This window comes from Pseudonocardia kongjuensis, from assembly GCF_039526905.1.
GTDB classification, from domain to species: Bacteria; Actinomycetota; Actinomycetes; order Mycobacteriales; family Pseudonocardiaceae; genus Pseudonocardia; species Pseudonocardia kongjuensis.
The window spans coordinates 1-21,574 of the sequence record NZ_BAAAJK010000033.1 but is presented as its reverse complement, the minus strand read 5'-3'; the positions used below and the strand labels follow the sequence as shown (position 1 = coordinate 21,574).

Genomic DNA, 21,574 nt, shown 5'->3' with positions numbered 1-21,574 from the left:
CGGGCGTCAGGGCACGTCGCGCGGCTCCTCGCGGGGGATCGCCAGCGCCGCCGCCGTCGACGCGGCCATCCGCAGCGATCCGACCGCCGTCGGGTGGAACGGATCGGGCCGGTCCAGGCCCTGCAGGTCCGGGCCCATCCGGTCGGCGGACGGCGCGCACAGCGGGGTCAGGTTCGGGGCCGCGGTGGTGAAGCCGAACCGGGCGGCGCCGTCGGCCAGGACGTCGTTGAGCCTGCGGTTCCGCTCGGCCAGCAGGTCGATCTTGTCCTGGTCCAGGCCCGCGGTGCCGGGCGGGCCCTGCATGTCGGTGCACGCCGGGTCGAATGTGGCCGGGAACGGGTCGTAGGACAGCGTGACGACGACCCGCGGATCGCCGGGCAGCGCGTCCAGGTCGTTGAACAGCGCGCCCACGTCCCGGGCGAACACGGCCAGCCGGGACTCGAACTCGCCCTCGGAGAGCCGGTCGTCGCAGGTCTCGGAGCCGTAGCAGTACAGCAGGAAGTCCGACCAGGCCAGGTCGTTCGGGCCGATCGTGACGACCACCCACTGCAGTCCCTGCACCTGCTTGAGCCGCCCGACCTGCGGATCGACGGTGACCCCGTCGCGCAGCTGCGGCCCGCGCAGCCCGGCGGCGACGCTGGCCCCGGCGCAGGCCAGGTTCAGCACCTCCTCGCCGCGCAGCAGCGACAGCTCGGCGGCGGTCGAGTCGGCGCTGCGGGCGCAGGCGGCGTCGTCCGGGGTGATGGTGCCGTCCGGCTGCTCGACCGGCGGGCCGCCGATCCGGGCGGCCCGGGAGTCGCCGATCACCGCGCCGGTGACGCCGGTGACCGGCGGCCCGGCCGGTGACGGGGTCACCGTCGACGCGCCGACCAGGTCGGTCACCGAGGTGACCGAGGCCAGCCCGGACGTGGTGCCGTGCAGGGCGGCGACGCCGGCACCGCCCCACAGCAGCACCGACGCGGCCACCGCGATCGTCGTCATCCGGCCGATCGGGCCGGCGTGGTCGTCCCAGTGCACGGGTTCGCTGTCGTGGCGCCGGGCCCGGCGCAGCGCGACCAGCAGCCGCGCGCAGCCCATCAGGCCGCTGGCGAGCAGCGCGGTGACGACCATCCCGGCGGCACCCCACAGGTACCAGGTGACGAAGCCGTCGGTGAGCGTGCGGACCGCGTCACCGGCGCCGTCGACGGTGTGCGGGCCGAGCACCGGCCCGTTGTCCTCGGGGCGCTTGAGCGGGCCGATCGAGAGCCGTGGCCGGATCGGGCCGTAGACCTGGACGCTGCTGAGATCGAACTCGGCGTTGCCGATCTGCACGATCTGGGCCGGGCCGGACAGCGTCAGCGGCGGCACCCGGGCGCCGACGCCGACCTCCTGGCCGAACACCTCGACCTGCTTCTCCGGCGTCGCCATGATCACCAGCGGCACGCCGACGACCGCGATCAGGGCGAGCAGCAGCAGGGTCGGGAGCGACCGGGCCTCGCGCAGCAGGCTGCGGAACCAGGGCGTGCGGGCGGAGCGGGCGGGCACCGTCAGCGGGGGTCACCGGGGAGCTGCATGCCCCACATCGTGCCCGGACGACCGCCCCCGCGTCACGGACGTCGGTCGCCGGGGTGGCGGACGGCACCACCGCGCAGCCGGGGCCGCAGCCGGTCCGGGCCCGCGTCGCGGCCGGCCTCGATGTCGTCGGCGAGCGTGTCGGCGTGCGCGGTCACGCCGTCCAGGTCCAGACCGGCCGGGGCGGGCCGGCCGAGCACCCGCCAGACCCGGATGCCCTCGGCGCCGCGGCGCAGCAGCGCGACCGCGCCGCGGGCGTTGCCGCGCTGGGCGTGGGTCAGCCCGACGGCGAGCTGGGCGAGCGCCCGCCAGAGCTCGCGGCCGTCGTCGGTGCAGTCCTTCCAGGTGCCCTCCAGCACCTCGTGCGCCTGGAACGGCAGGCCCTCGTCGAGCAGCCGCTGTGCTTCGGCGACCGCCTCGTCCGGTGCCAGCACCAGGTCCTCGGGCACCCGCTCGACGCCGGCGGCGCCGCGGCGGAGCGGCCGGCCGGCGGCGTCCCGGGGGCGGGCGTTGCGGGCACGGCCACGCTCGTCGCGGTCGCGGGTCGCAGTCATGGCCCCGACCCTGCCATCCGGACGGGCACCGGGCACACCGGTGCGGCCCGGTGATGATGTTGCGACACAATCCTGCAGGTGGTCGTCTCCGAGAGTCCGGTCCGGCACGCGGCGGAACCGGGTCGTCCTGCCGGCCGGCGTGCCCTGGCCGCCCGGGTGGCCGCCTGGGCGGTCGCCGTCGGGATCCCCACCGTGGTGCTCGCCTGCCACATGGCGCTCTACGGCCGGTGGCTGGTCGACGACGCCGGGATCACGTTCGCCTACGCCCGGTCGATCGCGGCCGGTGCCGGTCCGGTCCTGCAACCCGGCGCGGTCCCGGTGGAGGGTTGGTCGAACCCGTCCTGGCTGGCCCTGCTGGTGCTCGCCTCGGCGGCCGGGCTGTTCGACAGCGGCAGCTGGTCCGGGGTGTCCGACCTGGTGCTGTTCCCGAAGGCGGCGGCGCTGGCCTGCGGTGCCGGGGTCGCGGTCGCGTTCCACCTGATCGCGCGCGAGATCGTCCCGGGGCGGTGGCGGGCCGCGGTGGTGTCGGCGGTCGCCGGGGCGCTGGTGGCGGCCGTCCCGTCGTACGCGGTGTGGATGGCGTCCGGGCTGGAGAACCCGCTGCTGGTCCTGGTGACGTCGGTACTGGCGGCGACGCTGGTCCGGGCGGTGGCGCGGGACCGGCTCGCCGCGCCCGGGGTCGCGGTGACGGCCGGGCTGCTCGCCGCGACCGCGGCGCTGACCCGGCCGGACGGGCTGGTCTACGCCGTGGCGTACCCGCTGGTCGCGTTGCTCCTGCTGCGTCGTGGCACGCTGCGACGGGTGGCCGCCGCGGCCACCCTGTCGGTGGTCGCGTTCGCGGTGCCGTACGGGGCGTACCTGGCCTGGCGGCTGGCCACCTTCGGGCTGTGGGTCCCGAACACCGCGGTCGCGAAGGCGCAGGAGCTGCCCGGACTGTCGGTGCTCGACCGGCCGGTGGAGCTGGTGCCGGTGGTCGGCTGGCTGCCGGTGTCGCTCGCCGTGGGTGCGCTCGGGGCGGCGTTCCTGCGGCCGGGCCGGCACCGCCCGCTGCTCGCGGTGCTCCTGGTGCTGCTCGCACTGGCGCTGGGGGCCTACGCCGTGCTGGAGCCGGACTGGATGGGGCTGCAGCGCTTCGCGACGCCGGTCTGGGCGCTCGGCGGGCTGGCCGGGGTGCTCGCCGCGGAGCGGATGGCCGGGGCTCTGACCGGCCGGGGCCGCACGGTCGCCGCGCTGCTGGTGGCGGCGACGCTGGTGCTGTCGGCGTCGTCGTGGTGGCATATCGCCCGCGGCTTCCGGAACGGCCCGACGGTGCCGCTGTGCGCGATCGCCGTCGGGATGGGGGCGGCGCCGAACGCGTTCGGCGACATCCTCGGCGTCCGGTCCGGCCGGATCGCCACGCCGGACGTCGGCGGGACCGCGCTGACCAGCCGGTACGAGGTCGTCGACCTGGCCGGTCTGGTGTCGGCGCCGCTGGCCCGGTTCCACGCCGACGGCGACATGGCGGGCCTGCGCGATCACCTGCTCGACGAGGTACGCCCGGAGTTCATCGAGGTGCACGGGAACTGGACGCGCGGCACCGGGCTGCTCGCCGATCCGCGAACCGCGCAGCGCTACCTGCCGGTGCTGATGGTGTCGCCCGACTCGGGCTACCTGGTCCGCCGGGACCTGGTGACCGACCCGGCCCGGCTCGTCGCGGCGACCGCCTACGCCGAGCGGGTCACCCAGCCGCGCCGGGCGGCCGCGAGCGCGGCGCCCCGCTCGGGCTGCGGGAGCCTGCGGCCCGGCTCGACGGAGGCGCTGTCGGTGACCCGGTGATCAGCCGGACTCCAGCGGGCCGAGCTCGGCGGTGAACTCGTCGAGGTAGGCGGCCCAGTCGTCGACCGGGGCGGACGGCCGCACCACGAACTTGGTGATCCCGCCGTCGAGGTGGCGGCGGATCAGCTCGGCGGTCCCGTCCCAGCCGATTCCGACCAGCTCGCGGGGATCGGCGTCCGGGCGCTGCAGGGCGGCGCGGGCCAGCGCGGCGTCGGTGTCGGTGCCGGGCACGGCCAGCCAGATGTTGGTGCCGTAGTGGTCGTCGTCGATCGTGCGGCCGGCGTCCCGGGCGGCCTGCTCGATCACGGCGCGGCCGCGGGCGGTCTCCGCGGGGGTGAGGAAGCTGGCCAGCCAGCCGTCGGCGAGCCGCCCGGCGCGGCGCAGCCCGGCGTCGGCCCGGCCGCCGAACCACAGGTCCAGCGGGCGCGCCGGGCGCGGGACGATCGTGGCGTCGTCGAGGGTGAAGAACTCGCCGTGGTGGGTGACCGAGTCCTCGGTGAGCAGCCGGCGCAGCACGGTGACCGACTCCTCGAACACCGCGGCGAGCCGGCCCGGCACCGGATAGAGCTGGCGGTCGTGCGGGGACGCGGCGCGGATCCCGAACACCGGCAGGATCCGCTTCGGGGCGAGCACCGCGAGCGAGGCGAGCTCCGCGGCGAGCAGCATCGGGTTGCGCCCGGGCAGCACGGTGACGCCGGTGCCGACCTTCAGCCGCCGGGTGCGGGCGGCGGCCCAGGCGCTCCCGACGGTGGACTCGACGACGCCGGTGGAGGGCAGGTCGGCGAGCCAGAGGGAGTCCACGGCGGACTTGTCGAGGGCGTCGAGCAGCTCGTCGAACTCGGTGCCGAGGTCCGGGAGCGAGCGTGCCCCGAGCAGTCCGATACCGATCCGTACCTTGCCGTGCGGGGAGGCGACCACTCACTCCACGTTACGCTCCGACCACTGTCCGGTCACCCCCGTGCGCGGTTCGACGCCGAGTAGAAGATCGTGTCCCGGATGCGGCACAGTGGAGCCCGCCCGTCCCGACGATCCGCCCGGAGGCCGCCCGCATGAACGACCCGACCCTCGTCGCCCGGATCTTCCGGATCGTGGCGATCGCCGAGGCGCTGTCCTGGACCGGGCTGCTCGCCGGGATGTTCGTCAAGTGGGTGCTGGGCACCAGCGAGCTCGGGGTGCAGGTGTTCGGACCGGTCCACGGCGCGCTGTTCGTCGTGTACGTGCTGGTCACGCTGTGGACCGCGCGGCTGTTCCGGTGGGACCTGTGGACGACCGCCGTCGGCCTGCTGGCGAGCGTCCCGCCGCTGACCACGATCTGGTTCGAGCGGCACGTCGTGCGGACCGGCCGGCTCGACGCGGACCGGGTGCCGGCCCGGATGAGGCTCGCCTCTTGACGCCGTAGGTAAGCCTCGGCTAACTTTTGTCCGTCGCTTCGTGGTGGGAGCGGCGCGTCAGTTCGGGAATCACGGCCCGGCCGCCATGACCACAGCGGCCGGGCCGTCCCGCGTTCCGGGGCGGGTGCGCGCCTCGGCCGCGGCCGGCCTGGTCCGGCCCCGGGTTCCGGCCCGGCACTTGACGTTGAGGTAAGCCTTGGCTAAGTTCGGTCGTGTCGCTTCGTGGTGGGAGCGGCGCGTCAGTTCGGGACGAGGGCCCGGCCGTGGTGATCACAGCGGCCGGGCCCTCACACGTTCCCGGGCTCCCCGGCGCCCGGATCCGGATCGGCCAGCACCTCGTACACCGGCCGCAGCGCCTCGGTCAGCGGCTCCCCACCGGCCCGCAGCCCCGGATCCGGCACCTGGGCGAGCACCGCCCCCGGTTCGGTCTGCGGCGGCCGCGGCGGCACGGCGGCCGCGGCCGGTGCCGACCAGAAGTCCGCCAGCCGGTCGGCGAGCGCCACCGGGGCGGCCGCCCCGGCCGTGCCGGCGGCCCGGTCGCGCTCCTCGCGCAACCGGCCCAGCAGCGTCGCCCGGTCCCGGCCGCGCAGCTCCAGCAGGGTGAACGGATCGGTGTCGCAGCGCTCCGCGAGCAGGTAGAACACCGCGGCCAGGTGCTTGCAGGGCACCATCGGGTCCGGGCACGAGCAGTCCTGCGACAGGTCGTTGCCGGCCGCCGGGAACAGCGACATCCCCAGCCCGCCGAGCAGCTCCTCGATCTCGGTCGGCACCGTCCCGGCGAGCAGCGCCGCGGCGTACCAGGCGTCGGCGGCCAGCGCCTCCTCGACCCGGCGCCACTCCGGCTTGTCCCAGACCCGCAACCCGATCCGCACCCGGTAGGGCTGCGGCCGGGTGCCCTGGACCAGCGCGACGGCGGCGCCCGCGTCGACCTCGAACGACACCACCTGGCCGGAGCGGGCGTAGGTCCGCCCGCGGGACAGCCGCCCGCCGACGCCGAGCTGCTCGAGCACCGAGAGGAACCGCCCCGACCACCAGGTCCGGGCCACCGGCCCCTTCGGGGCGTGGATCCGGATGCCGCCCTCGACCCGGATCGGGCGCCCGCCCGGGTAGTCCTCCTGCGCCCAGAACGGCCGGTCACTCATCGGGACCCTCCTGCTCCTCGACGTCGGCCACCGCGTCCGCGCCGAGCGCGAAGACCTCGCGCAGCTCGGTGACCGACAGCGACGTCAGCCAGTCCTCGCCGTCGGTGACGACCATGTCCGACAGCGACCGCTTCGACGCCACCAGCGTGTCGATCCGCTCCTCGACGGTGCCCGGGCAGACGAACTTGCGGACCTGCACCGACCGCTTCTGCCCGATCCGGAACGCCCGGTCGGTGGCCTGGTCCTCGACGGCCGGGTTCCACCAGCGGTCCAGGTGGATCACGTGGTTCGCCGCGGTCAGCGTCAGCCCGGTACCGCCCGCCTTGAGCGAGAGCAGGAACACCGACGGCCCGTCCGGCCCCTGGAACCGGGCGACCATCTCGTCGCGCCGCTTCTTCGGCGTGCCGCCGTGCAGGTAGAGCACCTCGGTGTCGAACCGCGCCGACAGGTGCGGGCGCAGCATCGCCGCGAACTCGGTGTACTGGGTGAACAGCAGCGCCTTGTCGCCGGCGGCGAGCACCGCCTCCAGGATCTCCTCCAGCCGGGCGACCTTGCCGGAGCGGTGCCGCCCACCGGCCCGGTGGATCGGCGACCCGTCGTGCAGCAGCTGCGCGGGATGGTTGCAGACCTGCTTGAGCTTGCTCATCGCCGCCAGCACGTTGCCGCGGCGCTCGATGCCGTCGCTGCCCTCGATCCGCTCCATCATGTCGTCGACGACCGTGCGGTACAGCGACGCCTGCTCGCGGGTGAGCCGGTGGTCCTGCACGATCTCGATCTTCTCCGGCAGGTCGTCGATCACCGTCGGATCGGTCTTGACCCGGCGCAGCAGGTACGGGCGGGTGATCCGGCGCAGCGTGCGTGCCGCGCCGGCGTCGCCGTGCCGCTCGATCGGCACCGCGAACCGCTGCCGGAACACCTCGGGCACGCCGAGCATGCCCGGGTTCAGGAAGTCCAGCACCGACCACAGCTCGGCCAGCCGGTTCTCCATCGGGGTGCCGGTCAGCGCGATCCGGTGCGCCGCGTCGAGCGAGCGCATCGTGCGGGACGCCGCGGCGTACGAGTTCTTGATCATCTGCGCCTCGTCGAGGACGAGCCGGTGGAACCGCCACCATCGCAGGTCCTCGGCGTCCCGGGTGGCCGTGGCGTAGGTGGTGACGACGACGTCGACCTCGCCGAACCGCTCGTGCAGCCGGTCCCCGCGGGGCCGGTCCGCGCCGTGGTGGGCGTGCACCCGCAGCGCCGGGGCGAACCGGGCCGCCTCGCGCTGCCAGGTGCCGACCATCGACATCGGGCAGACGATCAGCGTCGGCGCCCCGGCCGCGCCGTCCCCGGGCGCCCGGTCGTGCGCCTCCAGGGCGAGCAGCTGCACGGTCTTGCCCAGGCCCATGTCGTCGGCCAGGCAGGCGCCCAGCCCGAGCGAGGACAGGAACGCCAGCCAGGCGACCCCCCGCTCCTGGTAGGGGCGCAGCGTCGCGGTGAACCCCGGCGGCGAGGGCAGCGGCTCCAGGTCGCGGTCCGCGGTCCCGTCGAGCAGCTCGCCGAGCCGCCCGTGCGCCTGCACGTCGGTCACCGGCAGCGGCGCGTCGACGTCGCCCCGGGCGGCGGCCAGCACGTCGTGCACGGTCGGCGTGCGGTCCCGGGACCGGCGCAGGAAGTCCAGGCCGCGGGCCAGCGCGTCCGCGTCGACCGCGACCCAGCGCCCGCGCAGCCGGACCAGCGGCGCCTTCGCGGCGACCAGCGCGGCGATCTCCGTCTCGCCCAGCTCGTCGTCGCCGACCGCGATCGACCAGCGGAAGGTGGCCAGCTCGTCGCGGCCCAGACCGCCCCGGGTGACCACGCCCGGCGCCGCCGACGACGACGCCGACAGCTTCAGCCCGAGCGTGCGCGCGCCGTCCCAGCCGCGCGGCAGGGCGACCCCGAACCCGGCGGCCAGCAGCGCGGGCGCGTCCCGGGTGAGGAACCGGTGCGCGCCCTCGACGTCGAGCGCCAGCTCGGCGGGCCGGGGGCTGCGCAGGGCCCTGACCAGCGCCGGCAGCACCTGCGCGGCCCGGCCCAGCTCGGCGAGCAGCACCTCCTGCGCGCCGGTGACCAGGTCGTCGGCGGTGCCCGCCCAGACGTCGGCGGCGTCGATCTGCAGGCTCGGGTCCTCGGTGGACTGCAGCACGAACTGCAGCTCCCAGCGGGTGCCGTCGCCGGTCTGGTCCAGCGGGTCCGGCCCGGGATCGGCCGGATCGTGCATCGACGAGACCTCCGCCAGCCGGAACAGCGCGGTGCCCGCGCCGGGCTGCTCGCGGCCGACACCGGCCCACTCGTCGAGCGCGTCGCGCAGCGCGCCGAGCCCGGCCGATCCGGCGGCGACCACCGGGTCCGGGCCGGTGAGGGCGTGCAGCAGCGCGGCCGCCGAGTCCGGCCGCGCGGGCAGCGGCACCGGCATCGACGGCGACCGGCCCAGCCGCTCGCGGACCGCGGCGTCGGTGAACCCGGACAGCGCCGAGTCCACCAGCTCCTCCGGGTCGGCACCGGCGGCGTCGCCCGGGCGCCGCTGCTCGGCGCGGGCCACCGGCGGCAGCCTGCGCACCAGATCGGCCCGGGCCACCGCGTCGAGCCCCTGGACCACCGGCCGCCAGCGGGCCACCGGCCGGCCGGCCTCGGTGCGCAGCACCGGCAGCACCCGCCCGCGGGCGGCCAGCTCCGCGGCGAACGCCGCCAGCTCCGCGAGATGGGCGACGTCGTCGCCGTAGCGCACGTCGGCCGACAGGTCGGTCAGCTCGGACGGATCGACCAGCACCGCCGGGACCGTCCACGGTGCCAGCGTGAGGGCGCTGCGGGAGCGGGCCCTGGCGGTGGACCGGACCAGGCCGGGGGAGTCCTGCGGGCCGCCCGGGTGGGAGGGCAGCAGCACCGTGACCGAGGCGTTGCGGCCCGGGTGCACCGCGGCCAGCTCGTCGGACGGCACCGCGAACGGGTGCGGGCGGGCGGTGCGCAGCGACCGCCGGGTGGTGCGGGCCGGGCGTTCGCCGTCCTCCGCCCAGAGCAGCACACCGCGGCCGGGGGAGTGGAGGGCGTGGACGACGAGCACACCCCCACGCTAGAGGCCACCCCCGACAGCGAGCGCACGCAGGAGCGCCGCGGCCGCCGAGCACGCCTCGTCGGTGATCACGTGCTCGTCGCCGGGCTCGATCCGCAGGTCCACCTCGGCGCCGGCGGCGGTGAGCAGCGCGGCGGTCTGCTCGACCCGGCGGCGCGGCACCCACGGGTCGTCGGCGATCGACCGCAGCACCGCCGGGGTGCCGGCCAGCGATCCCGGCGGCGGCGCGGGCAGCGGGTCCGGGCCGACGAAGCCGCCGGTGAACAGCACCAGCCCGGCGAGCGGGGCGGTGCGGCGGGCGAGCACGTGGTGCGCGGCCAGGCAGGCGCCCTGGGAGAAGCCCCAGAGCACCACCCGGTCCCGGTCGTGACCCTCGGCGGCGAGCCGGTCCAGCCGGTCGTCGACCACGTCGAGCGCGGCCTGCAGGGCGGCCCGGTTCTCCTCGAACGGCTCCAGGAACGGCTTCGGGTACCAGGAGCCGCCGGGCGCGCGCGGTGCGGCGAACCGCGCCGGGACCGGCCCGAACCGGCTCGCCGTCGCCCGCATGTCCGCCGGGTCGCGGTCCCGCCCGTGCAGGGCGAGCACCGTGACCGGGGCGGCCGGGTCGCCCCAGCGGAGCATCAGATCTCGATCGGCTCGAGCCTGCCGAAGATCTTCTCGCGGCGGTGCTCGAACTGCTCGGGGAGCTGGAACCGGGTGCCGAGCTCCTGCGGGGACTCGTCGCAGGTCCAGCCGCCCTCGGGATGGGTGACGGCGAGCTCGAACAGCGCCCCGCCGGGCGTCCGGACGTAGACGCTCTTGAAGTACTTGCGGTCCTTCAGCTCGGAGATGTCGGTGTAGCCGGCCCCCTCGATCGCGAACTTCACCTCGTCCTGGTTGCGCAGGTCCGACACGTTCCACGCGAAGTGGTGGTGGGTGCCCGCGCCGTAGCGCCAGGTGCCCTGGTCGTCGCGCCGGTTGACGGTGATCTCCAGGTGGTTGCCGAACTTCGCGTCGCCGATCTGCAGGGCGGCGACGTCGCCCTCCTCGACCGGGGCGCCCTGGGCGAAGAACGACTCGTCGGCGAACTCGACCATCCGGTCCGGGGTGGTGACGTGCAGCCCGACGCCGTGGATGCCGTGGATCGCGTGCTCCGGCGGGACGCCGTGGCCGGGATGGCCGGTCCGCGGGTCGCCCGCGTTCGGCACGAACACGTACTCGATGCCGGACGGGTGCCGGAACGCCAGCCGCCTGCGGCCGAACCGCTCGGTGTCGGCCACCTCGACGTCGTGCGCGGTCAGCCGGCGGGACCAGAACTCCAGCGAGCCCTCCGGGACCGACAGCAGCACCTCGCGGGCCTGGTTGGTGCCGCGGGTGCCGAACTGGCCCGCCTGCGCCCACGGGAACGTGGTGACCACACTGGACGGGTCGCCGTCGGCGTTGGAGTAGTAGAGGTGGTAGATCGGCAGTGACCCGTCGAAGAGCACGGTGCGCTTGATGAAGCGCATCCCCAGGATCCGGACGTGGAAGTCGACGTCCTCCTGGGCGTGTCCCACGGACAGGGTCACGTGGTGCGAGCCCTCGACATGGGCCATGGCTGAGCCTCCGCTGCGTCGCCGGATCGGTCGGTCCCGACGGTAGGAACCGGGCCGCCCGGTGCGCATCGGCGGGCAGCGCAGGAACCTGTCGTGTCCGTGCACGGCGGGCTACCGTGGGCGATCGTGGGCCACCGGGTGACGACGACCGATCTCGCCGACGCCGTCCCGGCGGCCGGGGCCGTGCAGCGGTTCGTGCCGTGGACGGCCGCGGTCCGCGAGGGCATCGCCGGGTTCGGCTTCGAGTGCGAGCGGCCGCAGCTGTTCACCGGGTCGGTCGGGACCCGCTCGGCGGACGGCGTCGATCTGGTGACGCTCAGCGGCGCCGGGCACGCCGCCGACCGGGACGCCGGTGAGATCGCCGTCGCCGACACCGGCTGCTACGTGCTGAGCCTGCAGCTCGCCGGCGGTTCCCGGGTGACCCAGGACGGGCGGACGGCGGTGCTCGGGCCCGGCCGGTACGCGCTCTACGACGCGTCCCGCCCGGTCCGGGTGGTCGCCGCCGACGGGTACCGGGCGCTGTGCGTGCGGTTCGGGCACGAGCGCGTCGAGCCGCGCGGCGGCGAGCCGCTGACCGGGATCACCGCGACCGCGTTCGACTACCGGGCCGGGCTGGCGGCCACCGTGTGGGACACCGTGATCAGCCTCAACCGGAACCTGCCCGCGCTGGGCCCGCACGGGGCGCTCGCCATGCGCGGCGCGATGGACCTGGTCGGGGTGCTGCTGCGGACGGCGGCCGGGGCCGAGCCGCAGCCGCGCTGCGACCTGCTGGACCGGATCAAGGCGCACGTCGACGCCCATCTCGGCGATCCCGATCTCAGCCCGGCCGGGATCGCCGCCGCGCACTACGTCTCGCCCCGGCACCTGCACAACCTGTTCGCCGGGACCGGCACCAGTGCCGCGGCGTGGATCCGGTCCCGGCGGGTGGAGATGTGCCGCCGCGACCTGGCCGACCCCTCGGCGGCCGCGGTGCCCGCGGCGGCGATCGGGGCCCGCTGGGGCTTCCGCGGGCCGTCGCACTTCGGCCAGGTGTTCAAGCGGGAGACCGGACTGACCCCGGCCGCCTACCGGGAACGCGCCACCGCCCAGCCGCCTGCCCAGCCGGCTGCTCAGCCCGCGGCGAGCAGTTCGTCGAGCTGCTCGTAACCCTCCCGCACCCCGACCTCCATGCCGGAGGCGAGCATCCCGTCGCGGGCCTCGAAGGAGTCGAACAGCGACGTGCCGACCAGCCGGCTGCGGCCGCCGTCGAGCGGGGTGACGGTGAGCGTCTCCAGGCAGACACCGTCCGGGAAGCCCTCGAAGGTGAACGTCTGCACGATCCGTTCCGGCGCCCTGACCTCGTGGAACGATCCGTAGAAGCGGTACTCGCCGTCGGCGTCGGCGTGCGTGTAGCGGTAGCCGCCGCCGGTCTCGGCGTCCCAGCGCTGCACGGTCATCGTCAGGTTGCGCGGGCCGAGCCAGCGCCGCACCTTCTCGACGTCGACGTGCGCGTCGAAGACCCGGTCCGGCGGGGCGTCGAACTCGCGGGTGACGCGGACCATCGGAAGGTCCGCGACGGCTTCGATGGTGGTCTCACGGGTGGTGGTGCCGCTCATGACGCTGCTCCCTCGCTGGTTCCGGACGACTCCTCGGCCAGCAGGTCGTCGAGGCGCCGGTAGCGCTGCTCGACCTGCCGCCGGTACCGCTCGATCCAGGCCGTCATCAGGTCGAACACCTCTGCCTCGAGGTGCACCGGACGCCGCTGGGCCTCCCGGCTGCGCCGGACCAGCCCCGCGTCCTGGAGCACCTTGATGTGCTTCGACACGGCCTGCAGGGAGACGTCGTAGGGCTCGGCGAGCTCGTTGACCGTCGCGTCGTCGGCGGCCAGCCGGGCCACCATGTCGCGGCGCAGCGGATCCGCCAGTGCGGCGAACACCTTCGAGAGCCGGTCCTCCACGTCCCCTCCTTGCTCAACCTTTCGGTTGAACAAGAAGCTAGCGGAGGACCGGCCCGTATTCAACCCGGAAGTTGAACTAGCTGAAGGAGCCGGGCAGCGAGCCGTGCGGCACGTAGTCGGACGGGACGACGCCGAGCCGCCCGCGCTGGTAGTCCTCGAATGCCTGGCGCACCTCGGCCTCGGTGTTCATCACGAACGGGCCGGCCCAGGCGATCGGCTCCCGGATCGGCAGCCCGCCGAGCACCACGACGTCGAACGCCGGATGGCGGGACTCCTGGGAGACGTTGCCGCCCACGGTGATCGTGTCGCCGGGGCCGAACACCGCGAGCTGGCCGGTGCGGATCGGCCGCCGGTCGGCGCCGACCGTGCCGGAGCCGCCCAGGACGTAGACGAGCGCGTTGAACGGGCGCGGCCAGGGCAGCCGCAGCTCGCCGCCGGGGGAGACGGTCGCGTGCACCATCGCCATCGGGGTGTGCGTCGCGCCCGGCCCGGAGACCCCGGCGACGTCGCCGGCGATCACCCGCAGCAGCGTGCCGCCGTCCGCGCTCGCGACCAGTGCGGACTCGCCGCCGCGCAGGTCCTGGTACTTCGGCGGCAGCCACTTGTCCTGCTCGGGGAGGTTCACCCACAGCTGCAGGCCGTGGAACAGCCCGCCGGTGCGGACCAGCGCCTCCGGCGGGCGCTCGATGTGCAGCAGGCCGGAGCCGGCCGTCATCCACTGGGTGTCGCCGTCGGTGATGGTGCCGCCGCCGCCGTGCGAGTCGCCGTGCTCGAAGGTGCCGTCGATGATGTAGGTGACCGTCTCGAAGCCGCGGTGCGGGTGCCAGGAGGTGCCCTTCGGCTCGCCCGGCGCGTACTCGACCTCGCCCATCTGGTCCATGTGCAGGAACGGATCGAGATCGCGCAGGTCGACGCCGGCGAACGCGCGGCGGACCGGGAAGCCCTCGCCCTCGTAGCCCTTCGGGGCGGTGGTGACCGAGCGGACGCCGCGGTCGAGGTCGGTCGGGCCCGGCTCGGGGACGCGGGGCAGCGTGCTGACGTCGGTGACGGTGACGGCGGGCATCGGATCCTCCCGGATTCGGTGGTGGTTGCACGCTCAACAATCAGGGTAGCGGTGCTGTTCCCGGGCGGCCAGACTGACCGGCGATGCCCGCACTGTCGCAGTCCGCCGCCGCCGAGCTGCTCGGCTCCGCCCGGGTCGCCCGGCTCGCCACGATCCGGCACACCGACGGCACCCCGAGACTGGTGCCCATCACGTTCGCGCTGGTCGACGGCATGGTGGTGTCCGCGGTGGACCGGGTCAAGGCGAAGCGGCACACCCGGCTGGCCCGGTTGCGCGACGTCGCCGCCGATCCGCGGGTGGGTCTGCTCGCCGACCACTACGACGACGACTGGTCGCAGCTGTGGTGGGTCCGGGTCGACGCCGTCGCCGAGCTGCACACCGACGGCGAGCTGTACCGGCGGGCGATCGCGGCGCTGGTGGCGAAGTACCCGCCGTACGCCGCCGAGCCGCCGGACGGGGACGTGCTCGTGCTGGCCCCGACCCGCTGGACCGGCTGGTCCGCCCGCTGATCCGGCCGGCGCCGCCCCGGCTGCGCGGTCCGCCGCGGCGGGTGCGGGCCGGTCACCGGAGGTCGGCGAGGAAGCCGGTGATCGCGGCGGCGGTCTCGTCCGGCAGCTCCAGGTGCGGCGAGTGCCGGCACGGCAGCTCGGTGACGGTGACCGGGCCCGCCGCCCGCTCCGCGACGCTGCGGACGTGCACGATGCTGCCGTACGGGTCGTCGTGGCCCTGGATCCCGAGCACCGGCGCGGTGATCGCGGACAGCTCGTCCCGGACGTCCCAGGCCCGGAACTCCTCGGCCAGCCACATGTCGTTCCAGCCGCGGAAGGCGGCGTCCGGGTCGTCGTGGTGGCGGGCCATCCGGCTGCGCAGGTCACCCTGCTCGAACGCGGTCCGCGCGGCCCGGATCTCGGCCAGCGCGAAGTCCTCGACCAGCACGTGCGGGGCCAGCACGACCACCCCGGACACGTCGAGCCGGGCCGCGGTCAGCAGCGCGATCGTCCCGCCGTCGGAGTGCCCGAGAAGGACCGGACGGCGCAGGTCCAGCGCCGAGCACAGCGCCGGGACGACGACGGCCGCCTCCTCCGCCATGAACGACGTCGTGCGCGGGGTGCGCGGCCGGTCCGAGCGGCCGTGCCCGAGCCGCGAGTAGGCGACGGTGCGCCGGCCGCTCTCCGCCGCGATCCGCCGGTGGAACCCGCGCCACAGGCCGACCGAGCCGAGGCCCTCGTGCAGGAACAGCAGCGGCGCGAGATCGGGGGAACCGGGCACGTCGTCGAACTCGTACCGGAGGCCGTCGAGTTCCAGCAGCGTCGTCGCGGGCACGGTCGATCATGCTAAGCGGTGCTCCGCCCGGGGCCGCGGCGCCTCGCCCGGGCCCGCGGACGTGGGCGGGCCCCGCGGAAGCCCGGCGCTCAGGCCCCGGCGAGCCGTGTCGGTGCCACCTGGCGGTAGGCGTCGGTGACGATCTCGGTGATCTCGTCGCGGTCGGCGGCCTGCTCGCCGGTCCCGTCGAGCACCACCCCGAGCCAGCCCCGGTGCCCGACGTAGGCCGGCCGGAAGAACCGGGCCGGATCCTCGGCGACCAGCTCCTCCTGCACCCCCGGCGGCGCGGCGCACCAGAACGCGATGTGCGGGTGCCCGTGATGGTGCTCGGCGTAGCTGACGAACATCCGCTTCACGAACCAGGACGGCGACCCGTGGCTGATCTTCTCGGTGACCTCGGGCAGCGACAGGCAGATCTCCCGCAGCCAGGGCAGCGGATCGGCGGGATCGGGGTGCCGGGCCGTCATCCGGTCATCCGGTACGTCCCCGCCGACCAGACGTTGCCCTCCGGATCGGCCACCGCGAACTCGCGCGACCCGTAGTCCTGGTCGACCGGTTCCATCACGACCCGGGCCCCGGCGGCGACCGCCCTGGCGTGCAGGGCGTCCGGGTCGTCGCAGGTCAGGTAGAGGACGGCGCGTCCGGTGTCGAACCGGTCGTCGACGCCGCGGCGGGCGCCGAGCGCGAGCACCGCGGTGTCGTCGCCGTCGTCCCAGGCCAGCTCGGCGTGCGCGATCACGCCGTTGTCGCCGGCGTGCGCGTTCAGCTCGCGGAAGCCGAGCGCGGAGGTGAGGAAGTCGATCGCGGCGCGCGGGTCGTCGTAGCGGAGTGTGGTGTGGATGCTCATGCTGTCCGATCCTGCTCGGCGGCCGGGAGCCCGTCTTGTACGAACGGGAACCCGGCCCACTCGGCGCGGAACCCGCCGGGGGTGACACCGGCGAGCGCGCGGAACTCCCGGCTCAGGTGCGCCTGGTCGACGTAGCCGCAGGTCGCGGCGATCTCGGCCAGCGGCACCCGGCTGCCCGAGACCAGCCCGGACGCCCGCGAGAAGCGCAGCACCCGGCCCGCGGTGCGCGGGCCGATCCCGATCTGGGTGGAGAACCGGGACTGCAGGTGCCTGCGGCTCCAGCCGGTCTCGGCGGCCAGCGCGGACACCGGGACCCGCCCGCCGGTGGCGGCGAGCCGGTGCCAGGAGTGCACCACCTCCGGCGCCGGGCGGCGGGCCCGCACGTCCAGCAGCCGCCCGGCCAGCACCTCGTCGACCAGCGCGAAGCGCGCCGGCCAGTCGGGTGCGGCGGCGAGCCGCTCGGGCAGCGCGGACAGCACCGGATCGGCCAGCTCGTCCAGTGCGGGGACCGCGCCGTTCGGCAGGGCCCGGCCGCCGAGCAGGGTGTAGAGCCCGATCGGGGTCAGATCGACCTGGACCCCGGCCTGCGGTCCGGTGAACCGGGTCAGCACCCAGCTGTCGCCGAGCCCGCCGACGAACGCGGCCGTCGTCGTCCTGCCGACGGCCGGGCCGGACAGCTCCAGCGGATGGAACCCGATGACGAGCGCGATGCCCGCGGCGGGCGCCTGCCGCCGCTGCACCGGCACCGCGGACTCCTCCCGGTAGCCGAGGTAGCGCAGCACGAAGGGACGCAGCGCGGCCGGCGGTCGCGCCGGCCGGTACTCCCCGTCCATGACGGCATCGTGCCAGGGTCGCGGCTGCTCCGGCAGCTGCTGCGGGTGGACGGCCACGGCGTCGCGCGCGGCCCGGCGTCCGGAACCGGCCCACCCGGGCGCGGCGAGGGCGCGGCGCCGACCGCGACCGCGGGTCTCAGACGAGTGCGAGACCGGCGGCGAGCCCCAGCATCACCACGGCGACGGCGCCGTCGAGCACCCGCCAGGCGGACGGCCGGGCGAACAGCCCGGCCAGCCGGGACGCGCCGAAGCCGAGGCCGGCGAACCAGAGCAGGCTGGCCGCGACGACCCCGGCGGCGAACGCCCACCGGCCGTCCCCGTGCGCGGCGGCCAGCGACCCGAGGACGAGCAGGTCCAGCAGCATGTGCGGGTTCAGGAAGGTCAGCGCGGCGGCGGTGCCCAGCACCGGCGCCAGCGGCCGGGCCGCACCCGTCCGGTCGGTGGTGAGGACGCCCGGCCGCAGCGCCCGGCGCAGCGCCAGCAGCCCGTAACCGGCCAGGTAGGCCACCCCGCCCCAGCGCACCGCCTCGGCCAGCCCCGGCACCTCGCCGAGCACCAGCCCGACGCCGGCGACGGCGGCCGTCACCAGCAGCAGATCGGCCAGCACGCAGAACGAGACCACGGCCGGCACGTGCTCCCGGCGCAGCCCCTGGCGCAGCACGAACGCGTTCTGCGCCCCGATCGCCGCGATCAGTGACAACCCGGTCCCGAACCCCACCACCACGCTCACGGTCCGGACGCTAGGCCGGGTACCTGCGGATCACCGCAGCGGTTCATGTTCGGTCATGAAGCTTAGAATTGCTTCATGTACGACCGGGACCGGCTGGCGACCCTGAGCGCGGTCGTCGAGCAGGGCAGCTTCGAGGCGGCGGCCGAGCGGCTGGCGATCACCCCGTCCGCGGTGTCCCAGCGGATCAAGGCGCTGGAACGGCAGGCCCGGCAGATCCTGGTCCGCCGGTCCCGGCCGTGCACCGCCACCGAGGCGGGCCGGACGCTGCTCCGGCTGGCCCGGCAGGTCGCCCTGCTGGAGGGGGAGGTGGCGCGCGATCTCGGCGGGCACGATCCGGCCGGGACGGTGCACCTGCCGATCGCGGTGAACGCGGACTCGGTCACGCACTGGTTCCTGCGCGCCGTCGTGCCGCTCGCGCAGCGCCACGGGGTGCGCCTGGACCTGCACATCGACGACGAGGAGCACACCGCGGCGCTGCTGCGGGAGGGCGCCGTGGTCGGGGCGGTGACGACGTCGGCCGCGGCGGTCCAGGGCTGCGCGGTGCAGCCGATCGGGGCGACCCGCTACCGGCCGGTCGCCGCCCGCGCGGTGTACGACCGCTGGTTCGCCGGCCGCGACCCGGCCGAGGCGTTCCCGCTCGCACCGCGGGTCGACTTCGGGACGAAGGACCGCCTGCAGACCCGCTTCGTCCGGCAGCTCACGCACCGGCCGTGCACCGGGACGGCGCACCGGGTGCCCGCCGCCGACGGCTACCACGACGCCATCCGGGCCGGGCTCGGCTGGGGGATGTTCACCGACGTCCCGGCCCGCGCGTCCGCCGACCGCGGCCGGATCGTGCTGCTGGACGCGCAGCGGTATCTCGACGTGCCGCTCTACTGGCAGCACTGGAAGCTGAGCACCACCGTGCTGGACGCGCTCACCGCGGCGGTGCAGGAGGTCGCGGCCGGGATCCTGGTCCCGCCGGCGGCGCGCTGAGCCGGCTCAGATCCCGGACCGCCAGGGCCGGCCGAGCCGGATGTCGCAGGTGATGTCGCCGCGGTCGGTGCCGGTCAGGTCGGCGATCAGGTCACGGACCGCGTCCTCGGCGGCGCGCGGATCGTCGACCGTGGTGGACGCCTCGATCCCGGGCACGTAGAGGGTGAGCCTGCGGTCCGCCCGCCAGGCCACCACCTCGTAATGGCGCGCTCCGGTCACGGTCTCCACGGTAGCCCGGCGACGCCGCCGCGGGCAGGTTCCGTCGGGCGAGGCACCGGCCCGGCGCCGGGTCAGCCGACGGTGGGTTCCGGGGCGCGGCCGGCGTCCTCGCCGGGCTGGCTGTCGGACGGGCCGAGCAACGGCTCGGCGCCCGGCTCCGGGGTGACGGCCGGCTGGTCCTGTTCCGGCGGCGGCTCGGGCAGCTCCTCGGGCGGCGGGGGGAGCTGCTCCTCCGGCTGCGGCGTGGGGGTCGGGGGCGCGCTGCTCGCCGGGGTCGGCTCCGGCGTCTCGGTCGGCTCGTTCGGGCCGAGCGTCGACGGCGGCCGCCCGATCGCGCGGAACGTCGGGAACTCGGCGACCTCACCGGTGCGGACCGCGCTGGACATGAACTCCTGCCACATGTCGCCGGGCAGGTCCTTGCCGCTGATCGGGGTGCCGGAGGCGTCCCGGATGGGGTCGTTGCGGTCGGTCCCGACCCAGACCGAGGTGGCCAGCCCGGGGGTGAACCCGGCGAACCAGGCGTCGTTGTTCTGGCCCTCGAAGCGGGACTGGACGGTGCCGGTCTTGCCGGCCGCCTCCTGCCCGCGGGGCAGCTGCAGGCCGTCGTTGGGCAGGACGTTCAGCATCGTCTCGGTGACGTTGCGGGCGACCTGCTCGGGGAACCGCTGCTCGCCCTCGCCGGGGGAGTACTCGTAGAGCACCCGGCCCTCCGAGTCGACGACCTTGGAGACCAGGTGCGGCGCGTGCCAGACCCCGCCGGCGGCGATCGTCGCGTACGCCGACGCGAGCTGGACCGGGGTGACCTCCTTGTTCCCCAGCGGGAGCCGCGCGTCCGGGTTGTCCAGGGACGCGGTGATCCCGGCCAGCCGGGCCGCGTCGGCGACCTTCTGCGGCCCGACCTGGGCGGCGAGCTTGGTGAAGACGACGTTGTTGGAGATCGTCATCGCCTGCTTGAGGTCGCAGGTGGGGCAGTTGGCGCCCTCCGCGTTGCGCAGGCCGGGCCGCTCGGAGCCGTCGAACTCGGTGCCCAGGCCGATCGGCGGGTCCTCCAGCAGGCCGGCGAGCACGGCGAACGGCTTGAACGTCGAGCCGGGCTGCTTGAGCACGCGCGCGTAGTCGAGACCGGTGCCGTTCTCCCCGCCGTAGTAGGCGACGATCCCGCCGGTCCGCGGGTCGATCGCGACGGCGCCGGTGCGCAGCTCCTCGGGCTGGCCCTCCATCTCGGCGCGCACCGCGTCGGTGAGCTGCTGCTGGCGCTGCGGGTCGACGGTCGTGGTGACCTGCAGGCCGCCCTGCGCGAACGCCTGCTCGGAGATGCCCAGCGATCCCAGCTCGGACCGGACCGCGTTGAGGATGTGCCCGCGCTCGTCGGTCAGTGACGACGACCGCGAGGTGTTCTCCGGCGGGATCGTCGCCGGGAACTGCGCGGCGTCCCGGTCCTCCCGGGAGATCCAGCCCTGCTGGGACATGCCGTCCAGCACGAACGCCCAGCGCTGCCGGGCCCGGTCCGGCGCGTTCGCCGGGTCCCAGTTGGACGGCGACTGGATGATCCCGGCCAGCAGCGCACCCTCGCTCGGGGTGAGATCGGCGGCGGGCTTGCCGTAGTAGGCGAGGCTGGCGGACTCGATGCCGTACGCGCCGCGCCCGAAGTAGATCGCGTTCAGGTAGTCGTTGAGGATCTCGTCCTTCGACTTCTGCCCGGAGACCTTCAGCGAGACGATCAGTTCCTTGTACTTGCGCCAGTACGTCGCGTCGTTGCCGACCAGGGTGTTCTTGACGTACTGCTGGGTGATCGTGGAGCCGCCGCCCGCGCCGCCGGTGAGCTGGTTGACGACGGCGCGCAGGATCCCGGTGATGTCGAAGCCGGGGTTCGAGTAGAACGTCCGGTCCTCGGCCGCGAGCACGGCCTCGCGGACGTGCACCGGGATCGCGTCCATCGACACCTTGATCCGGTTGCCCTGCTCGGGGACCAGCCGGGCGAGCTGCTCGCCGTCGGTGTAGGACACGGTCGCGATCTGGTTGTTGACGGCGTCGTCCGGGCTGGGGATCGGGAAGATCAGCCAGCCGATGCCGAGCAGCAGCAGCGGCAGGAGCACGATCGACGCCGCCCCGCCGGCCAGCGAGTAGCGCACCTGCTTGCGGCGGCGCGCCGTCCGCTGCTGCGGGGTGAGCGCGGCCTTCGCGTCGGCGTCGAGGATGCCCAGCCGGCGGCGGACGGTGCCGATCCCGGGGCCGACCAGCGCGACCAGCCGGTCCAGCGGACGCTCCGGCTCGGCCCGGCGGCGCCGGCGGGGTGCTGCGGTGAGCGCGGTCGCGCCGCTGTCGCCGGGTGCGCTGAGCGCCGTGCTGCCGCTGTCCCCGGGTGCGGAGAGCGCCGTGGTGCCGCTGTCGGGTGCAGCGAGCACGGAGGTGCCGTCGTCGCCGGGTGCGGAGAGCGCTGTGGTGCCGCTGTCGCCGGGTGCGGCGAGCGCGGAGGTGCCGGCGTCGCCGGTTCCGGTCCCGGCCCCGGCCCCGGCCGCGGCGGCGGCCGCCG

22 protein-coding genes are annotated in these 21,574 nt (G+C 75.2%); 5 read left to right on the top strand and 17 right to left on the bottom strand.

Features of this window, described 5'->3' with window-relative positions; translation table 11 throughout:
• Positions 1-6: 6 nt before the first annotated feature.
• Complete coding sequence (locus tag ABD160_RS23470; RefSeq protein WP_344026057.1) at positions 7-1,524, bottom strand: GDSL-type esterase/lipase family protein; 1,518 nt, start codon at positions 1,522-1,524, stop codon at positions 7-9.
• A gap of 62 nt (positions 1,525-1,586) precedes the next feature.
• The gene (locus ABD160_RS23465; RefSeq protein ID WP_344026055.1) at positions 1,587-2,105 is read right to left on the bottom strand and encodes a DUF309 domain-containing protein; all 519 of its coding nucleotides are present in this window, start codon (positions 2,103-2,105) and stop codon (positions 1,587-1,589) included.
• A 78-nt stretch (positions 2,106-2,183) separates the two neighbouring features.
• Between ABD160_RS23465 and ABD160_RS23460 the strand changes: the two genes are divergently transcribed.
• Entirely contained in the window at positions 2,184-3,920 is a 1,737-nt protein-coding gene (locus ABD160_RS23460; RefSeq protein ID WP_344026053.1) for a hypothetical protein, read from the top strand.
• Here ABD160_RS23460 and ABD160_RS23455 read toward each other — a convergent pair whose 3' ends face one another.
• Entirely contained in the window at positions 3,921-4,838 is a 918-nt protein-coding gene (locus ABD160_RS23455; protein WP_344026051.1) for a TIGR03854 family LLM class F420-dependent oxidoreductase, read from the bottom strand.
• Positions 4,839-4,969: 131 nt separating this feature from the next.
• Between ABD160_RS23455 and ABD160_RS23450 the strand changes: the two genes are divergently transcribed.
• A complete protein-coding gene (locus ABD160_RS23450) occupies positions 4,970-5,311 on the top strand; it encodes a DUF3817 domain-containing protein (protein ID WP_344026048.1) in 342 nt (113 codons plus the stop codon).
• 287 nt (positions 5,312-5,598) lie between these two features.
• Here ABD160_RS23450 and ABD160_RS23445 read toward each other — a convergent pair whose 3' ends face one another.
• Genes ABD160_RS23445 through ABD160_RS23430 form a run of 4 tightly spaced genes read right to left on the bottom strand, consistent with a single transcriptional unit; the run spans position 5,599 to position 11,115 of the window.
• Entirely contained in the window at positions 5,599-6,453 is an 855-nt protein-coding gene (locus ABD160_RS23445) for an SWIM zinc finger family protein (RefSeq protein WP_344026046.1), read from the bottom strand.
• A complete protein-coding gene (locus ABD160_RS23440) occupies positions 6,446-9,532 on the bottom strand; it encodes a DEAD/DEAH box helicase (RefSeq protein WP_344026044.1) in 3,087 nt (1,028 codons plus the stop codon). Before ABD160_RS23440 ends, ABD160_RS23445 begins: the two co-directional genes overlap by 8 nt.
• A 9-nt stretch (positions 9,533-9,541) precedes the next feature.
• Positions 9,542-10,162: an alpha/beta hydrolase gene (locus ABD160_RS23435; RefSeq protein WP_344026042.1), complete on the bottom strand. Its 621-nt coding sequence runs from the start codon at positions 10,160-10,162 to the stop codon at positions 9,542-9,544.
• Positions 10,162-11,115 carry a VOC family protein gene (locus ABD160_RS23430; RefSeq protein WP_344026041.1) on the bottom strand — a complete coding sequence of 318 codons (954 nt, stop codon included), beginning with the start codon at positions 11,113-11,115 and terminating at the stop codon, positions 10,162-10,164. Before ABD160_RS23430 ends, ABD160_RS23435 begins: the two co-directional genes overlap by 1 nt.
• A 126-nt stretch (positions 11,116-11,241) precedes the next feature.
• On the opposite strand from ABD160_RS23430, the gene ABD160_RS23425 reads away from it, so the two are divergent.
• Positions 11,242-12,261: an AraC-like ligand-binding domain-containing protein gene (locus tag ABD160_RS23425; protein ID WP_344026039.1), complete on the top strand. Its 1,020-nt coding sequence runs from the start codon at positions 11,242-11,244 to the stop codon at positions 12,259-12,261.
• Here the strand turns inward: ABD160_RS23425 and ABD160_RS23420 are convergent.
• The 3 genes from ABD160_RS23420 to ABD160_RS23410 all read right to left on the bottom strand — a co-directional run bounded on the left by ABD160_RS23420 (position 12,225) and on the right by ABD160_RS23410 (position 14,114).
• Positions 12,225-12,710: an SRPBCC family protein gene (locus ABD160_RS23420; protein ID WP_344026036.1), complete on the bottom strand. Its 486-nt coding sequence runs from the start codon at positions 12,708-12,710 to the stop codon at positions 12,225-12,227. The two genes, ABD160_RS23425 and ABD160_RS23420, sit on opposite strands and share 37 nt — an antisense overlap.
• A complete protein-coding gene (locus ABD160_RS23415; RefSeq protein WP_344026034.1) occupies positions 12,707-13,051 on the bottom strand; it encodes an ArsR/SmtB family transcription factor in 345 nt (114 codons plus the stop codon). Before ABD160_RS23415 ends, ABD160_RS23420 begins: the two co-directional genes overlap by 4 nt.
• Before the next feature lie 76 nt (positions 13,052-13,127).
• Entirely contained in the window at positions 13,128-14,114 is a 987-nt protein-coding gene (locus tag ABD160_RS23410; RefSeq protein WP_344026032.1) for a pirin family protein, read from the bottom strand.
• 83 nt (positions 14,115-14,197) lie between these two features.
• On the opposite strand from ABD160_RS23410, the gene ABD160_RS23405 reads away from it, so the two are divergent.
• Positions 14,198-14,623 carry a TIGR03668 family PPOX class F420-dependent oxidoreductase gene (locus tag ABD160_RS23405; protein ID WP_344026030.1) on the top strand — a complete coding sequence of 142 codons (426 nt, stop codon included), beginning with the start codon at positions 14,198-14,200 and terminating at the stop codon, positions 14,621-14,623.
• A gap of 52 nt (positions 14,624-14,675) precedes the next feature.
• Here ABD160_RS23405 and ABD160_RS23400 read toward each other — a convergent pair whose 3' ends face one another.
• From ABD160_RS23400 to ABD160_RS23380, 5 genes are all read right to left on the bottom strand, one after another.
• A complete protein-coding gene (locus tag ABD160_RS23400) occupies positions 14,676-15,437 on the bottom strand; it encodes an alpha/beta fold hydrolase (protein ID WP_344026028.1) in 762 nt (253 codons plus the stop codon).
• A gap of 89 nt (positions 15,438-15,526) precedes the next feature.
• Positions 15,527-15,904 (bottom strand): MmcQ/YjbR family DNA-binding protein, encoded by a 378-nt coding sequence (locus ABD160_RS23395; protein ID WP_344026026.1) that lies wholly within the window; start codon positions 15,902-15,904, stop codon positions 15,527-15,529.
• Complete coding sequence (locus ABD160_RS23390) at positions 15,901-16,284, bottom strand: VOC family protein (RefSeq protein WP_344026024.1); 384 nt, start codon at positions 16,282-16,284, stop codon at positions 15,901-15,903. Before ABD160_RS23390 ends, ABD160_RS23395 begins: the two co-directional genes overlap by 4 nt.
• The gene (locus tag ABD160_RS23385) at positions 16,281-17,117 is read right to left on the bottom strand and encodes a helix-turn-helix domain-containing protein (protein WP_344026022.1); all 837 of its coding nucleotides are present in this window, start codon (positions 17,115-17,117) and stop codon (positions 16,281-16,283) included. Before ABD160_RS23385 ends, ABD160_RS23390 begins: the two co-directional genes overlap by 4 nt.
• A 136-nt stretch (positions 17,118-17,253) precedes the next feature.
• Entirely contained in the window at positions 17,254-17,847 is a 594-nt protein-coding gene (locus tag ABD160_RS23380) for a LysE/ArgO family amino acid transporter (protein ID WP_344026020.1), read from the bottom strand.
• 75 nt (positions 17,848-17,922) lie between these two features.
• Here ABD160_RS23380 and ABD160_RS23375 point away from each other — a divergent pair, with 75 nt between their 5' ends.
• Positions 17,923-18,822: a LysR family transcriptional regulator ArgP gene (locus ABD160_RS23375; protein ID WP_344026018.1), complete on the top strand. Its 900-nt coding sequence runs from the start codon at positions 17,923-17,925 to the stop codon at positions 18,820-18,822.
• A gap of 6 nt (positions 18,823-18,828) precedes the next feature.
• Here the strand turns inward: ABD160_RS23375 and ABD160_RS23370 are convergent, their stop codons facing one another.
• Positions 18,829-19,041, bottom strand: coding sequence for a hypothetical protein (locus ABD160_RS23370; protein ID WP_344026016.1), 213 nt, complete (start codon positions 19,039-19,041; stop codon positions 18,829-18,831).
• 71 nt (positions 19,042-19,112) lie between these two features.
• Positions 19,113-21,574: transglycosylase domain-containing protein (locus ABD160_RS23365; protein WP_344026014.1), on the bottom strand; the 2,462-nt coding region annotated here is incomplete at its 5' end.